The 16,949-nt window shown below is 40.0% G+C and carries 14 protein-coding genes; 9 read left to right on the forward strand and 5 right to left on the reverse strand.

Annotated features, from left to right (window positions below; translation table 11 throughout):
- Positions 1 to 437 precede the first annotated feature (437 nt).
- Both VJ786_RS15675 and VJ786_RS15680 read right to left on the reverse strand, forming a co-directional pair.
- Entirely contained in the window at positions 438 to 2,816 is a 2,379-nt protein-coding gene (locus VJ786_RS15675) for an endonuclease MutS2 (protein WP_099365636.1), read from the reverse strand.
- Between the two features lie 2 nt (positions 2,817 to 2,818).
- The gene (locus tag VJ786_RS15680) at positions 2,819 to 3,541 is read right to left on the reverse strand and encodes a DUF4296 domain-containing protein (protein WP_099365635.1); all 723 of its coding nucleotides are present in this window, start codon (positions 3,539 to 3,541) and stop codon (positions 2,819 to 2,821) included.
- A 76-nt stretch (positions 3,542 to 3,617) separates the two neighbouring features.
- Here VJ786_RS15680 and VJ786_RS15685 point away from each other — a divergent pair, with 76 nt between their 5' ends.
- The 8 genes from VJ786_RS15685 (at position 3,618) to VJ786_RS15720 (ending at position 12,406) form a co-directional block, all read left to right on the forward strand.
- Complete coding sequence (locus VJ786_RS15685) at positions 3,618 to 4,307, forward strand: YggS family pyridoxal phosphate-dependent enzyme (RefSeq protein ID WP_099365634.1); 690 nt, start codon at positions 3,618 to 3,620, stop codon at positions 4,305 to 4,307.
- Positions 4,307 to 4,756 (forward strand): GNAT family N-acetyltransferase, encoded by a 450-nt coding sequence (locus VJ786_RS15690; protein WP_336558014.1) that lies wholly within the window; start codon positions 4,307 to 4,309, stop codon positions 4,754 to 4,756. Before VJ786_RS15685 ends, VJ786_RS15690 begins: the two co-directional genes overlap by 1 nt.
- Positions 4,737 to 5,582 (forward strand): DUF3298 and DUF4163 domain-containing protein, encoded by an 846-nt coding sequence (locus VJ786_RS15695; protein ID WP_336558015.1) that lies wholly within the window; start codon positions 4,737 to 4,739, stop codon positions 5,580 to 5,582. The genes VJ786_RS15690 and VJ786_RS15695 overlap by 20 nt, the downstream gene beginning before the upstream one ends.
- Positions 5,583 to 5,590: 8 nt before the next feature.
- A complete protein-coding gene (locus VJ786_RS15700) occupies positions 5,591 to 6,859 on the forward strand; it encodes an aspartate kinase (RefSeq protein WP_099365631.1) in 1,269 nt (422 codons plus the stop codon).
- Complete coding sequence (locus tag VJ786_RS15705) at positions 6,852 to 8,036, forward strand: class I SAM-dependent methyltransferase (protein ID WP_099365630.1); 1,185 nt, start codon at positions 6,852 to 6,854, stop codon at positions 8,034 to 8,036. The genes VJ786_RS15700 and VJ786_RS15705 overlap by 8 nt, the downstream gene beginning before the upstream one ends.
- Positions 8,037 to 8,109: 73 nt before the next feature.
- On the forward strand, positions 8,110 to 9,132 hold the full coding sequence (locus VJ786_RS15710; protein WP_336558016.1) for an LLM class flavin-dependent oxidoreductase: 1,023 nt from the start codon (positions 8,110 to 8,112) through the stop codon (positions 9,130 to 9,132).
- A 322-nt stretch (positions 9,133 to 9,454) separates the two neighbouring features.
- Positions 9,455 to 11,293 carry an FAD/NAD(P)-binding protein gene (locus VJ786_RS15715; protein WP_336558017.1) on the forward strand — a complete coding sequence of 613 codons (1,839 nt, stop codon included), beginning with the start codon at positions 9,455 to 9,457 and terminating at the stop codon, positions 11,291 to 11,293.
- Between the two features lie 381 nt (positions 11,294 to 11,674).
- Positions 11,675 to 12,406, forward strand: coding sequence for a hypothetical protein (locus tag VJ786_RS15720; RefSeq protein ID WP_336558018.1), 732 nt, complete (start codon positions 11,675 to 11,677; stop codon positions 12,404 to 12,406).
- 18 nt (positions 12,407 to 12,424) lie between these two features.
- On the opposite strand, the gene VJ786_RS15725 is transcribed toward VJ786_RS15720, so the two are convergent.
- From VJ786_RS15725 to VJ786_RS15735, 3 genes are all read right to left on the reverse strand, one after another.
- Entirely contained in the window at positions 12,425 to 13,498 is a 1,074-nt protein-coding gene (locus tag VJ786_RS15725) for an acyl-CoA dehydrogenase family protein (RefSeq protein ID WP_099365626.1), read from the reverse strand.
- Positions 13,488 to 14,111 (reverse strand): nicotinamide riboside transporter PnuC, encoded by a 624-nt coding sequence (gene pnuC / locus VJ786_RS15730; RefSeq protein WP_099365625.1) that lies wholly within the window; start codon positions 14,109 to 14,111, stop codon positions 13,488 to 13,490. Before pnuC ends, VJ786_RS15725 begins: the two co-directional genes overlap by 11 nt.
- Positions 14,112 to 14,258: 147 nt before the next feature.
- A complete protein-coding gene (locus VJ786_RS15735) occupies positions 14,259 to 15,755 on the reverse strand; it encodes a malate:quinone oxidoreductase (RefSeq protein WP_336558019.1) in 1,497 nt (498 codons plus the stop codon).
- Positions 15,756 to 15,991: 236 nt separating this feature from the next.
- Here VJ786_RS15735 and fabG point away from each other — a divergent pair, with 236 nt between their 5' ends.
- Complete coding sequence (gene fabG, locus VJ786_RS15740; RefSeq protein WP_099365623.1) at positions 15,992 to 16,735, forward strand: 3-oxoacyl-[acyl-carrier-protein] reductase; 744 nt, start codon at positions 15,992 to 15,994, stop codon at positions 16,733 to 16,735.
- Positions 16,736 to 16,949: the final 214 nt, after the last annotated feature.

Genomic DNA, 16,949 nt, shown 5'->3' on the forward strand with positions numbered 1-16,949 from the left:
CAGACGCTTGTCGAATGGCTGCTTCTTACTGGTCCGCTCCGCGAACTCAAACTCTCTTTCTATTGTTTCCATACACTTTGTTTTTGTGTATAGCTTTTTTAGGATTGGACACAATGGTTGGATTAAGAACACTATTGGGAGATTAGTTTTGTGATAATAATTTTGTGATAATTATTTGAAAGAAACCGCGTCATGGTATAGCCGGTTCATCGTGAAACCGTGTCATTGCGAAACCACGTCATTGCGAGGAACGAAGCAATCTTTACCCATGTCATGCTGAGCGAAGTCGAAGCATCTAAATGTGGTACCCCTACAGATCCTTCGACGCTGCTCAGGATGACATAGTACAAAGATTGCTTCGTCGTACCTCCTCGCAATGACGCGGAATATTCCTCGCAATTACGCGGTATACTACTTTAAAGAAGGGTATCTATTTATCAATCCAAATAAGCATAAGTAATCCCATCTCCGCCTCTATCAGCATGTTCATCCTCAAACCTGCTCACTTGATTGTATTTTCTAAGGTAATCTCTAATAAACTTACGTAATATCCCATCTCCTTTTCCATGGATGATTTTCAAGGATGGATAACCGATCATCACCGCCCTATCCAAAACCAATTCGATCTTCCCTAAAGCATCCTCCGTCCGCATACCACGAACATCAATCTCCGGGCTGAAATCTGCCACAGACTCACTCGCAACCGATTTAAAACGCTTGGCGACTTTCGCCTTTTCTTTTCCACGAAGCTTTTCTACCTTGTTCTTTTTAACCACGGTACGAAGCTCACCTAAAGCAAGGATTAAATTGTTCTTGGCGATTTCAATAACCTGCCCCTCGTTTCCAGAATCCAAGATCCTAACCCAATCCCCTACTTCTAGATCTGCATCTGGCACAGCGGTAAGGCCTGGTTTTTTCACTTCCTTAACAGTTTTTTCCTTCAGCGAATCTGCTGCTTTTTGAAGACCGGAACGCAATTCCTTTGTCTTTTCCTTATCCGCCTGCGCACTCTTAATATTGGAAATAGTATTCTCTACCAGTTTGTTTGCATCCTTGATGATCTGCCTTGCTTCTTCTTTTGCGTCTTTCAACAATTGACGCTTATTCTCCTCCAAATAGGATTTCAAGGAATTCAACTCAGTCTGTTCCGATAATATCTCCTTCTCTCTCAGACTGATCGCCCTTTTCGTATCAAAAATCTCTTTTTTCTCCCTTTCCAGATCCACCAATAAGGTATCTACCTTCTTTTGTTGCACACCGATCTTTTGTTTTGCCAAATGCAGGATTTCCTTTGGAAGACCAATATTCTGTGCAATTTCAAAAGCATAAGAACTTCCGGGTTTTCCTGTTTGTAGGATGTACATAGGTTTCATCGCCTCATTATCAAAAAGCATCGATGCATTTTCGATCCCTTCGGTATGGCTGGCAAAGAGTTTCAGGTTACTATAGTGCGTGGTAATTACACCTCTGATCTTTTTCTTGTTCAATACCTCCAGGACTGCCTCAGCAATCGGTCCACCGAATTGAGGGTCCGTACCGGTTCCAAACTCATCGATCAGGACCATGGTCCTTGCATCTGAAAACTGCGCAAAATGCTTCATCTTGGATAGGTGGGCACTATAGGTACTCAAATCCGAATCAATGGATTGATCATCACCGATATCCGCAAAGACCTGTTTAAAAACTCCCAACTTAGATATTGGATCACAGGGTATTAACAATCCTGACTGAAACATCAACTGTAGGAGACCTACGGTTTTCATACAGACGGATTTTCCACCTGCGTTGGGTCCAGAAACCAAAAGTACACGGTCTGTTTCGTCAATCTTCAGGTTCAATGGAACAACCGAAGGATGCCCTTCTTGTCTTGAAGCCATCAGTAACAACGGATGTTTCGCATTGACCAAGGAGACCTCGGCCACCTTAGATAGCTCGGGCATATTCGCTTCGATATCCATGGCAAATAATGCTTTGGCTCGCACGAAATCCAGCTTGGTCAACAAGCCATGGTAAGCAAACAGCAAAGGTATGTGTGGTCTCAATTCGCTGGTTAAGGAAGTCAAGATTCGGATAATCTCCCGTCTTCGCTCAAACTCCAGATCCCTTACCTTATTGTTCAAATGGAAGACTTCTTCCGGCTCAATATAAGCTGTTTGACCAGTTGCCGACTCATCATGGATCAAGCCCTTGATTTTGCGTTTGTTTTCAGCAAGTATTGGAATACAGAGACGGCCATCCCGAATGGTCAGATTTCCATCTGCAGTCCATCCATTGGCCTGTGCCTGTTTAAAAACACTATCGATACGTTTCCTAGCTTCCTGTTCCGACTTTGTAATCTGTTGACTGATATCCAACAGCAGTCGGGAAGCATTGTCCTTAATCTTGCCCCGTTCATCGATCACCATTTCGATACTTTTAATGATGGATTTCTCGATCGGGAGATGCTCGAACAAGAGTTCCAGATTAGGGTATTGTTGTGCCCTTTCGTTGAAATAACGAATAATGGCGTATACTGTCCTTAAAGACAGCAATATACGGTGGAACTCATCTTCAAAGAGGAAAGCTCCTTCTACTTTGGCCTTCTCGGCCAGGTTTTTTATGGGGTAAAAATGATCTACAGGCAATGGCGCATCATGCTGCAGCAAATCCTTGAATTCGCTGGTCTGCCTTAAGAACCTATCGATCAGATCCAGTTTTGCCTGAGGTTGGATCTTATCCACCAACTCTTTTCCGGCATCACTGATACATTTCGCTTTAATAAGCTCTTTAATCTCCGTAAATCCTAACTTTTCTCCCGCGTTCTTCGGATAAATCATGCTTATTCTAATTTCAATGGGGTAACCATGCTTTTCTTAGGCCGGGTCACCGGTTTAAATCTTGGATCCCTTGGTCGTACTGGCGTATCCACCTGAGGTTCCTTTTTCACGGTATCTTCAACAATTACTTCTGTAGGTACAGCGCCCCCTGGCATCGGTAATGGTGCTGGCCCAGGACTTATAGGCTTTTCGTTAAAACCAGTATATAGATTCCTGTTCCACATATATTGGATACCCGAAAGTTCATACATCCTGCGGGTATATTCTGCTGGCGACATTTCCATGGAATCTGCTTTCGCATTCATGATCATATTGTTCAACAGTTCTACCCTACGCTGGTTCCGGAATGCACTGGCCAAAGAGTCCTGATATTTAACATTTTTTAAGGAATCCTGACGCGCAAAATCCATCTCTTCTGCCTGCAATTTGTTCACAATCCCTTCATAAGCCTTACCTGTCAGCTTAGAATCTGCCATGTAGTAATCCAGGTTCTTACTGAAGGTAGCGGTATCCAGGTCATACTTTGCTAATATTTCCAAATAGAGCGGATCGATCACTTTTCGAGCACTATCTACAGGCAAAGACACAATATAACCATCCAAAATATGCACCTCAGTCATCAGATTAACAAAATCTTCCTCCTTCAACACACCTGATGGCCTGGACTTCTTACAGGAAGTTCCTAGAAAAAACAAAAGGGATAAAACCAGTATTAATCGCTGCATTTTGTAAATTTGAACAAAAATACAGAAAAGCTACGAAATAGCATTCTAAATTAGTTAGGAAGGATCGAATTTACTTATGAGCATAGCAAGCAATATTTCGGAATTACAACAAGAACTACAACCTATTGGCGTTCAATTGGTGGCTATTTCCAAGACCAAGCCAAATGAGGACATCTTAGAGGCCTATGAAGCCGGGCAACGATTATTTGGTGAAAACCAGGTACAGGAAATGCTCGCTAAGTATGAAGAACTGCCAAAGGATATTGAATGGCATCTGGTTGGGCATCTACAGACCAATAAGGTCAAATACATTGCCCCTTTTGTCTCTTTGATCCACTCCGTGGATTCCCTGAAAGTACTTTCTGAAATAAATAAGCAAGCCTTAAAAAACAATCGGGTTATTGATTGCTTATTGCAGGTTTTCATTGCAGATGAGGATACGAAGTTCGGATTGGACCATGCTGAATTGATCGAACTGTTACGCAGCGAGGAGTTTCAGGAGTTCAAGAATATCCGTATTCGCGGATTGATGGGGATTGCAACAAATACGGAAAATGAAAAGATCATCAAAGAAGAGTTCTACGAATTGAAAATGTTCTTTGATGGTATCAAGACCACTTATTTCCGAAAGGAAGTAAGTTTCGATATTTTATCGATGGGCATGTCCTCCGACTATAAGATTGCGATTGAACAGGGCGCTAATATGGTGAGATTGGGCAGCACGATTTTCGGAAAACGAGTTATCAAACATTATAAAGCCAACTAATGGAGTTCAATATTCGAAGAGCTGTCAAAGCGGATTGTCCGCGATTGATGGAACTGGTTAGGGAATTGGCCTTATACGAGAAGGCTCCGGAGGAGGTAACGGTTAGTATGGCGGAGTTTGAAGAGGCCGGTTTTGGCGAGCACCCAGTATGGTGGGCTTTTGTAGCGGAGCACGAAGGAATAATTGTAGGGATTTCACTCTATTATATCCGCTATTCGACTTGGAAAGGCAGGCGATTGTATCTGGAGGACATTATTGTTACGGAAGAGATGCGTGGGAAAGGAGTAGGAAAATTATTGATGGACCATACGATCAAATACGCCAAAGAAGCTGGATTTAGCGGCATGATGTGGCAGGTTTTGGATTGGAATGAGCCGGCAATAAACTTTTATAAAAAATATAACAGCAATTTTGATGAGGGGTGGGTCAATGTTAGTATCAATTTTTAAACGGGTATATCAATCAGGATTTTTGGTTTTAGGAATAGTGGGCGTATTTGCCTGTCAGAACAACCAGAAGGAAAATCCATTGACTTCCTATGGAAATACGGCTGTGGCAAAGGATACCCTTTCATATAGCATGGATAGCTTACGGATCCTCAGTCCCTATATTGCCTCCCATGAGGACCAGATGGACACGAGCTATGCCGAGGTCATCTATCCAAAATTCGAGGATAGCAGTCTGAACCAATTGGTCGATCAGACCATTTTACTCGAAGGAGAACCGGATATCAAAACCTATGTCAATAATTTTATCGAAGGTTATGGAAATTTTGTAGAGGAGAACAACCTGAATTATCCGATTGCCTGGACCAAGAGCACAAAGGTTGGACTGATCCTCAATACACCAAGGCTTATTTGCATAAAAAACGGAACATATGAATACTCAGGAGGTGCACATGGCAACTTTTTTGAGAATTTATCTGTTTTTGATATCGAAAACAACAGAAAATTGGAGCTAAATGCATTCATTTCTGATAATAAGATGAAAGAATTTACTAAAATTGCAGAAAATATTTTTCGGACTAAAGAAGGGCTCTCCGATACGAGCAGTTTAGCGAATGGCTATTTCTTCGAAAATGGCAATTTTTCGTTGGCTGCCAACTATGGGATCACAAAAGATGGTTTTCTATTCCATTACAATCCATATGAGATAAAACCTTATGCCGAAGGTACAACCAGTATAGTCATCCCTTATGCACAAGTCGAGGATCTGCTCACGCAGAAAGGGAAATTGTACATTGATAATTTAAAAGCATATTTTCATTCAATTTAATAGCATAAATGCAGGTATTTAAATTTGGTGGTGCATCAGTAAAGAGTGCAGAGAACATCAAAAATGTCGTTTCAATCGTTGAGAAATATAGAAATTCCGAATTATTGGTAGTGGTATCCGCTATTGGGAAAACGACAGATAAGCTGGCAAAAATCACGACGAATTACGTTAAGCAGGAAGGGGACTATTTTGGTTTATTGGAACAACTGAAGCAGGAACACTTCCAGATATTGGATGAACTGTTTGAATCCAGAACCCATCCGGTCTATGATGACATCGCCAATACCTTTGTAGAGGTTGAATGGATTTTGGAGGAAGAGCCTCAAGATGAATTCGACTATCTGTTTGACCAGATCGTTTCCATTGGCGAATTACTATCTACCAAAATAGTAGCTGCCTATGGAAAACATGTAGGTGTGCCGATCCAATGGATCGATGCCCGCGATTATATCCTAACAGACAATACCTATCAGGAAGGCAAAGTGGATTGGGAAAAGACGGAGGAAAAAATCCGTCGGGATCTTCCGTTTATATTAGATGAGCAGGTCATTGTTACACAAGGGTTTATAGGATCAACTTCTGAAAATTTCACGACGACTTTAGGTCGTGAAGGTTCGGATTATTCTGCGGCAATTTTTGCAGCTAGTTTGAATGCAGAAAATATTACCATCTGGAAAGATGTACCGGGTGTATTGAACGCGGATCCAAAATGGTTTGAACGCACCGAACTGATCCCTGAATTATCCTATACCGATGCCATCGAACTGACCTATTACGGTGCGACGGTCATCCATCCGAAGACCATCAAACCGCTACAGAATAAGAAGATCACCTTGAACGTAAGGTCATTCTTAAACCCTGAAGCCCCTGGTACTCAAATAAAAACAACGAATCAGACCTTACCTGTTCCTTCCTTTATTTTCAAGGTCAATCAGGTGTTCATCAATATCCAACCTCGGGATTTCTCTTTTATTGTAGAGGACAACCTGAGCCATATCTTCGATCTGTTCCATAAACACCGGATCAAGATCAACATGATGCACAACTCGGCGATCAGTTTTTCGGTGAGTGTGGATGATACAGGTGAAAATGTGATGAATCTACTTCAACAATTGGAAAAACGCTATAAGGTTTCCAAAGAACAAGGACTGGAATTGATCACCATTCGTTATTATAAACAAGAAACTATTGACCGGGTATTGGTAAATAAGGAAATTATTCGCGAACTTAAGGATAGTTATACCTGCCAGATACTGGTGAAGAAGAAAGATGAATAGAAACATTTTAGATAAGGAAGTACAACAATTCATTAAGGCAAACCGGGAAAAAAGTCCCACGGAAATTGCTTTGAAAAAAAGTCCCTTTCAAAATGTTAGTTCGGCAGAATTGGCCTCACAGATTGACGGTTGGCAACGAAGCGTCAAGAAATTGCCTACTTGGGCTTATAGTGATGGCATCTATTATCCGGATAAAATAAACCTGGAACAATGTTCTTCCGAACATACTGCATTAATCAAACAGACCTTGATTGCCAAAGGATCTCGAGTGATCGATCTGACAGGTGGATTCAGTGTGGATAGTTGTTATCTCGCCCAGGAAGCGGAGGAAGTTATCCATTGTGAACTCAATGAAAAACTATCTGAAATAGTTGCCTACAATGCCCGGATCCTGAGGGTGAACAACCTTAAATGCATAGCGACCGATGGAATTGCCTTTTTGGAAGATGCGGAAGATGATGCCTTTGACTATATCTATGTAGATCCTTCGCGGAGGGTAAATCAGGGGAAGGTTTTCCTGTTGGAAGACTGTGAACCAAATATAGTTGCCAACCAAACGCTTTTTCTTCGCAAAAGCCGGTATGTGATCAGTAAGTTATCCCCTCTCCTGGACATTTCTACAGCCTTATCAAGTTTAAAGCATGTTCGATTTGTTTATGTGATCTCGCTGGACAATGATTGTAAGGAATTACTGTTCATTCAGGAGCGTGGCTATGAAGGGGAATGTACCATTCGATCCATTCGTTTATTTCAGGATCAACTACAGACCTTTGAATTCACTTACGAGGAAGAGCGGGCGATCATCAGTCGCTTTCTGTTGCCCCAGAAATACCTTTATGATCCGGATGTTTCTATTAGTAAAGCTGGCGCTTTCAAATCCATCGGTAAATACTTTGGCTTGGGCAAGATCCATCAGCATGCCCATATCTACACCTCTGATCAACTACAGGTTAATTTTCCGGGAAGGATTTTTGAGATTTTGGATGTCCGGCCGTATTCCAGCTTGAAGAAGCAAAACCCTTGGCCACAAGCCAATATTGCCATTCGAAATTTTCCGGATAAGGTGGAGGTGATCAAGAAGAAATTCAAGATCAAGGATGGCGGCCATACCTATCTATTCTTTACTACGGATATCAACAATCAATTGATCATCATTGCCTGCAAAAAACTGGCTTAAATTGACTTTATTCCTATAATTCCATACATTGGGATTACAAATCTAAGACTTGCTAATGATTATCTTTATGCCTATGAAAAATATCAAATATTCTGTTTTAGAATTAGCGAGTTTATGTAAGAACAAAACTGTTTCCGATGCGATTGAAAGAGCAAAGAAAGGGGCTGAATATATAGATGAAAGAGGTTATACACGCATGTGGTTGGCGGAGCACCATAATATGGAGCACATTGCGAGCTCGGCGACTTCGGTTTTGATTGGCCATATCGCGGGTAGTACCAAAAATATACGAGTAGGATCCGGAGGAGTCATGCTACCTAATTATGCACCCTTGGTCATTGCCGAACAATTTGGAACCTTGGAATCTATTTATCCAGGACGTATCGATTTGGGTCTTGGCCGCGCGCCAGGAACAGATCAATTGACCGCCATGGCTTTAAGGCGCAATAACATGAACACCGCCTTTTATTTCAAGGATGATGTAATGGCCCTGCAACAATATTTCAGTGCCGAGAATGTACATGCCAAGGTGCGTGCTTTTCCGGGGGAAGGATTGGATATTCCGATCTGGATACTGGGCTCCAGTACAGACAGTGCTTACCTCGCCGCTGAACTTGGCCTTCCCTATGCTTTTGCTGCGCATTTTGCCCCTGCGATGTTGGAAAGGGCAGCCATGATCTATCGAGAACATTTCAAACCTTCTGCCCAGTTAAAAGAACCGTATTTTATGGTCTGTGTGAATATCATTGCCGGAGAGACGAATAAAGAAGCTAGGTTATTAGCAAGCAGTCTGTTCAATCTATTTGCAGGAATTGTCACCAATCACCGCAAACCCTTGTCCCCTCCTACCGAACGATTGATCTACGAAGGAATTCCGGAGATCGAAAATGCGGTTAATTCGATGGTTTCCAGCACGATTATTGGAAATGAAGAAGAGATTGCGGAGCATTTGAAAGGGTTGATCGAAAGGGTAAATGCAGATGAGATTATGACCACAAACTATATTTATGATGATGAAAAAAGGTTAAGGGCTTTTGATATTATTAGGAAGTCTTTTGGAAGGTTGGAATCCTCCAATCAATCGAACCAATTTTAACAGTTTTTAATTAATATTTTGAGAATTAAACTTATTTCCCTCAATTACTTTCATTGCGTATTTATCGAAAATTAGCATATTCTTCTAAAATATTTTTCAAATAGCTGATTTACAAGACTTCCAAATTATAAAAAATATAGGACTAAATCCTGTTGCACGAAATAATATTAACGAATTGAGTTATTTTAATTTTTTAAAGAATATAATTCTATGTTAATGCCATTAAGTTTCATCTGTGATAATAATCCATTGTAATTTGCCATAAAATACATAAAAAATGAAAAAATAGGTATTATCGCTAGGCAGGTAAAAACAAGGAAATATGATATGGAATTCGATGCATTTACTGCAGGAGGCTAGGACAATTGACGACCGGATTAACCCTTTAATAAAAACAAATAATCAGATAAAATTTGAGGAGCATACTGACTATATCGCTATAATTGGCGGAGGACCATTTGGTTTTTATGCGTTAGAAAGCTTACTTTCCCTAAGCAAAGAAGCCATAGGCAATCGAAAATTCCATATACATTGGTATAATAAAAACAAGAATTTTGGGGCGGGGCAACAATACAGTCCTACTACCCCAAACTATCTTTTGGTACACGAATGTATCGCAGACCTTTCAGCATGGAAAACAGATCGGGATACTATTTCATCTGAATCGTTAACCCTATTGGAATGGATAAGGGAAAATAGAACAATTGAACAGGAACCCCTAAAATCTGATCATTGCAGTAGGGAACTATTTGGTCTTTACCTGATGGATTGTGTCTTAAAAACTATTGCAGGAATAGATGATGAAATCGAACTGAGTTTAATCCAGGAAGAAATCTGCGATCTGGAAATCCAAGGAAAGACAGCTTATTTATATAATGAGGATAAGAAATTAATCTTTCCATACCAAAGTACGTTAATTAGCATCGGCCACAGCAATAAAAATAACCTCTTAAAATTCATCAAGGATAGTGATCAATCCTTGGATCGCTTTATCGAATCAGTGCATTCTTTGGAGTATTTGGATAGGATCCCAGCAAATTCCGAAGTCGTCATCAAAGGGTCTGGTATCAACTTTATGGAAACCATCCTACATTTGACTGAAGGCAGAGGAGGCGTGTTCTATAAGAACGATCAGGAATTCCAATACATTCCCACGGGATTGGAACCAAAAATATATCCATTTTCCAGAACAAATCTCCCTACCTTACCAAGAAATACCTATTGGTCGGACCATAAATATGAACTGCTCTATATGACCGACGCCTGGGTAGAGGAATTGAAGGCAAAAAAAGGAAATATCGATTTTAAAACGGATATTCTACCTCTTTATAAAAAAGAGATTCAGCATGCATTTTATTCCATGCTGGACCATCTGAAGACGGTTAGCCACGAAGAGGTATTGCATTTCATAGCAATACAGGATGAAAGGACTCGATTTTCGATCAATGCCTTATTAGATCCTGTTACTTATTCCAATGTCGCTAAGGATGTAAATTATAATGAGTTTATAGCGGACCTGACTACCTTCTGTCTAATCGCCATGCAACCTGGAGAATTGAACAGCACCATGGGTGCAGCAACCGGAGCAATGCGTGAGGGATTCTTGCAAATCTGTAAACTATATGAATTTGGGGGATTTACCCCTTATGCACAAAAACATGTAGATGACTATTGGTTGAATTATATCTTCCAGATCAGTTTAGGACCTGCACGTGAAATATCCGAAAAATTCTTCTGTCTACTAAAGCAAGGATATATTTCCTTTCTGTTTTCCGAGACTCCAGAAATCGAGATCCAAGAACAGGGCTTCTTATTGAAATCAAAAAAAGACCAACATTTTTTTTCCTATCTGATCGATAGCACCAAGCCAAAAGAAAACTTGAAATGTGAAAACAATAGGCTTTTTACAAACCTTTACAAAAAGAGAATTTTTACAGTGTTCAAAAATGGGGTATATGATGATGGTAAAATCAATTTGGAAACAAACGGAAAAGTTAAAGGGAAACATTCTGATTATCCCTTGTACTTGTACGGACCTGCAACCGAAGGTCCCGTTTTATACAACAGTGATTTAAACCGTAATCGCTATGATTTCGGACAAACCTGGGCAGAACAAAGTATTATTTTATTGAACAAGTTAAGCTTTTCGGATTTCACATAAAATTAACATTAGAATAATATTCCAATAAAGTTCATCTTTTACATTTGATAAAAATTAAATGATATGATAAAAGATGAAGTATTAACAACAGAACAAGAGCCACTATTTGGCGAATTTTTATTTGATGGTGATGATTTTAATTTAGAAGAGGATTAAAATCCACCATCAAAAAAAAATGATCTACCCAAAGATCATTTCAAAAGAATTACCTTTCATACCCTACCCTTTTAATTCCCTTTTTTATTTTTTTTATTTTTAGGTTTAATGTAATCCTTTGGTTAATTTCCATTGAAATTTTGTTTTGATATGAGGAATGGCTGTCTAGTTATTTATTTGGTATGTTTTATAGGTTTGACCGCATGCAATCCATTTAAAAGGAATGTGGAGGAAACAGTTGTTGTTGATAGTTCCGCTTTATTAAAGGATAGTATAGAAATGCTAAGCGATACATCGGATGAGATAACCGATGATGATATGCAAGTGGGCACTTCTGTCGAGGCAGCTATCTTGGAAGGGAAACTGATACTTCCATTGACTTACCGTTTCTTAAATGATGATGATCGGATAAGCAAAATATTAAATGCTACTTGGCTCGCCATTTACAAGGAAAAAGGTGCTTATCATATTGGCAAAGTAGCCTACAAGATTACCGAAGAAGCTGAGGAACCTTGTTCAGGATTACCCACAGAAACCATTGAGCCTGATAAAAATGCTTTAGCCTATGTCGACCTTAAATCACTTAAAACAGGATTGTTGGACAGCATAGCTTTTAATGAAAGGATTATTCAACCAGACAGCCCTTTTAAATTCAGTTATAATGGACATGTGTATGAATTGAAAGCGAATGGAAAATATTTCCGGGATGTGGATGATACCAGTTCGGAGCATTACAGTTTGAATTTATATAAAGATGGAAAATACGTCAGAAATCTGATCAAGCAATCAGAATATAACGACACCTTTACAGCAATAAAATTGATAGCAGACTTTGATGGCGACAAGGAACCTGATTTTTTGATCTCAAGTCCTCGACACTATGAAGAAGAAAGGTACATGCTGATCTTATCAGGTCAACATGATGTATTTGAAGGGAATATGGTTTTTGATTGTTAGCTTTTTTTAAATTCCTTATTACACATTCAAAAGACCATGTTGGCTAGCTGTAAATAAGTTCCGGAAAACGATATTGATTTCTTCCTTCCGCTGAGCACCCTTGATACCTGCATACGGAATCAAAGCAGCCGTATTCAACCGGATCCATTTGGCCAATTCACGTGATTTTAACGCTATATCGTCCAACACCTGTTCATCAAGTTCTTGGTAGTTCTCCACTTGGTCCCAAACCAATTTTGCCAATCCCATCATTTCTGCATAGGAACTTTCAAAATTCGTCCGAATGCCATCGATTTCCTTAAATCTTGTTCGGGAATGTTTCATTCGCCAAGCTTCATCTTTGGATTTTTCAAAATATTGTCTTTCCAATAAATCCAAAAAGCGGTCGAACATACCCATATAATTCATCAATAGCGTCAATTCGGCGAAACACATGAAAGGAATTTCAAACAAAGGGTTTTCCAATGTTTTTTTGGATGGAACTAGATCGAATGCCTGATCAAAAGGCACTTTTATTTTTTCTAAAGAAAATGAATGCGAAGCCGTACATTCCAATCCGAAGGTATCCCAATCATAATGGATCAATACTTGATCCTTGTCCACAAAAAAAGATTTATAGATACTTTGTCCATTGGCATCCAGCAATGGATTTCCATCTTTCATTAACGGCGCATTCAAGGTAAAATAAGTAAGATGAGGTGCTCCAGTTGCATAATTCCACATTCCAGTCAGTAAGTAATGGTCTTCTTTGACCTCTGCCCTTCCGGCAATCTTGCCACTTCCCCCAAAACATATTTCCCGATCCTGCCAAATATCCTTGGCTTTCCTTGGATCAATAAATCCAGCGAACATATTTGCCCCGGCACATAAGGTTACTGTCCAGGCGAATCCTCCATCTTCATAGGCCAGATCCTTGAGGAATTGTAATCCTTGAGGAAAGTCTACTTCCAAGCCGCCCAATGATTTCGGAACCCACAAATTGAACCAATTGTTGTGATAGATCAATTCCAATTGTTGTTTCACCAATTGTTTCCGTTCGATACTTTCCGATTGGAATTCTTTAATCAGAATTTTATGTTCATCATTCAGCATAGCTTGTTTCCTTTTTTTGTTGGAATAGGATTTTCATCCAATTCAAATAACCAAAAATAGCCACAATGAATAGAAATAACGTCAGCGCGGCAAATAAATAGAGATCTTTATGGATCAGTAGAGGGATGGCAAAGAGGTTACTGATGTTCAACAGTATCCAATTCTCTATTTTTCTTTTGGCCATCAACCACATTCCTGCCCATGCAGTGGAAGTGACCCAGGCATCCCAATAGGGTACATCTGAGTCTGTAATATGTTCAAGTAGGAGGTAGAAAAATACAAAACCTAATATAACGATGCCTGCTACTATCCACCATTCCTTTTTGCTGGCATGACTGATCGGTTGTTCCCTTGCAGTCTTATTGCTCATCCAGAACCACCATCCATATATACTCATGACCAGGTAATAGACCTGTAACGCAATTTCAGCATAGAGCTTGGCACCATAGAGCACATACATTCCGGTAAGAATCCCTAAAATGCCAAAGAAATAATTGGACACCTTGTTGTTCTTAGATAGTAATACTTGGATCACACTACAGACCACGGAAAATCGCTCCAACCAAGAGGTTTGAAGAAAGGTTGTTACGATGTTTTGAAGAATATCATTCATAATTAATTCCTACGCCAGCATTACCTGGATCAGGTTCCTTCTGCTTTGATGCAGAATTGGGTATTTTCTCAGCGTTGTATGTCCCACTTTACAGTGGGACATCAAGCACCCCAAAATTTTATTTTTTCCCAGATGGGATTAAGGTTTTTATTTATCCAATTGAAGGATGTTGGACGTGCGTGCGCGGGTTGCTTCACACAAAGCCTGATCATCATTCAATTTTTTACCCCAGGAAGGGATCATTTCTCTTAATTTCTTACGATATGCATCCGATTTTGCTCTTTCTGGAAAACAACGTTTCAAAAGAGCGATCATGATCGCTACGGAAGTTGAAGCACCTGGAGAAGCTCCCAATAAAGCCGCGATAGATCCATCGGCACTAGAAACGACTTCAGTACCAAATTCCAGGATACCTCCATGTTTTGGATCTTTCTTGATCACCTGTACACGCTGACCAGCTTTTTCAATCTGCCAGTCTTCCATTTTAGCGGTTGGCATAAATTGTTTCAAAGCATCCAATTTATCCTGAGGTTTTTTCATCACCTCGGTAATCAGGTATTTGGTCAATGGTAAATTGTCCAGACCTGCCGAAAGCATCGGGCGGATGTTGGATAATTTGATGGAAGCCGGAAGATCAAAATAAGATCCTTTTTTAAGGAATTTAGTTGAGAATCCAGCGTATGGACCAAATAATAAGGCCTGTTTACCATCAATATAACGGGTATCCAAGTGAGGAACAGACATTGGAGGCGCACCTACTGAAGCTTTACCATACACTTTTGCATGGTGGCTCTTGATGATCTCTTCGTTGTTACATCTTAACCATTGTCCACCGACTGGGAAACCACCGTATCCTTTTGCTTCCGGGATTCCGGATTTCTCCAATAATAATAAGGAGTGTCCTCCTGCGCCAATGAACACAAATTTCGCTAGGATTTCGCGTTTTTGACCGGTTTTCAGGTCTTTCACTTCGACTTCCCAACGTCCATCATCTTCACGGTCAATATCTTTAACCTCTTGGTTCAAGGAAAGCTTAATGTTTTCCTTGGCGTCCAAGTAGTTGATCAAATCTCTTGTTAAGGCGCCGAAATTCACATCGGTACCAATATCCATTTTGGTGGCAGCCATAGGCTCTTCAGGATCACGACCTTCCATCATCAATGGGATCCAATCGCTTAACAAGCCTTTATCCTCCGTATACTCCATACCTTTGAACAGGTTGTTCTTGGTTAAGGTCTCGAAACGTGTTTTTAGGAAATTCACATCTCTCTCGCCGAAAACAGCAGACATGTGAGGGACTTTACGGATAAAATGTCCTGGATTTTTGATGATGTTTTTCTCCACCAGGTAAGACCAAAACTGTTTGGAAATCTCGTATTGTTCGGCAATACTGATGGCTTTGTCGATCTTTACACTTCCGTCAGGTTGTTCTGGTGTATAGTTCAATTCGCATAACGCCGAGTGGCCAGTTCCTGCATTATTCCATGCATCTGAACTTTCTGCCGCAACTACATCTAAGCGCTCAATGATTTCAATATTAATGTCTGGACTTAACTCATTAATCAACGTACCTAATGTTGCGCTCATGATACCACCACCAATCAAAACAACATCTACTTCCGTTTTTTTCGTTTTCTTACCCATGGTTTTTAAATGTTGCACAAAATTACTATTCGAAATAGATTCTAGCGAATAAATTTGTCAGAATCGTTTCAAATATTTGAAAATTTATCAATATTAACCTGCTTTTATTGCCTTCTTATTCAATCAGGTCAGCAAAAATTGATTTTCCGATTTCCTAATACCTGACATTTTTTGTATTATGCAGTTTATTTTCCACTTTTGTGGTCTCTAAAAATCAAGTACAAAAAAATAATCGTATGAAATTATTAGCCGGGAAAACAGCCTTAGTAACAGGTGCATCCAAAGGGATTGGTAGAAAGATTGCTGAAGTATTTGCACAACACGGTGCAAATGTGGCTTTTACCTACCTTTCATCTGTAGAAAAAGGGCAGGCATTGGAGCAGGAGCTTCAACAGTTTGGCACACAAGTTAAGGGATACCGTTCTGATGCTTCAAAATTTGATGAAGCAGATAAATTAATCAATGATATTGTTGCAGATTTTGGCGCTTTGGACATTGTTGTGAACAATGCAGGAATTACCAAAGATGGTCTTTTGATGCGCATGACGGAGGAGAACTGGGATGATGTGATTAATATCAACCTTAAATCTATCTTCAATGTTTCGAAAGCAGCATCAAAAGTGATGATGAAAAGCCGTAAAGGTAGTATTATCAATATGAGTTCTGTGGTGGGTGTGCAAGGAAATGCCGGACAGGCAAATTATTCGGCATCTAAGGCAGGTATCATTGGATTTTCTAAATCCTTGGCGAAGGAATTGGGATCAAGGAATATCCGTACGAATGTGGTAGCTCCTGGGTTTATCCGTACAGAAATGACGGATGTATTGGATCCGAAAGTGGTGGCCGGCTGGGAAGCTGGAATTCCTTTGAAACGCGCTGGCGAAGCGGAAGAAGTTGCTAATGTTTGTTTATTCTTGGCATCTGATTTATCGTCGTATGTGAATGGGCAGGTATTGCCTGTTTGTGGCGGTATGTTGTAGGAGATATACGTCATTACGAGGAACGAAGCAAACTTATAACGTCATTGCGAGGAACGAAGCAATCTTATAACGTCATTGCGAGGAACGAAGCAATCTTCATTCATGTCATCCTGAGAATTAAAAATTTGAACTAAATTTATCGGAAGGTGATGACATTTAGTAACTTAGTTCATTGACCATTCTGCAGTTTGACCGGACTATCGTATAGTGCATC

This window comes from Sphingobacterium tenebrionis (genome assembly GCF_037126265.1).
Taxonomy (GTDB): Bacteria; Bacteroidota; Bacteroidia; order Sphingobacteriales; family Sphingobacteriaceae; genus Sphingobacterium; species Sphingobacterium tenebrionis.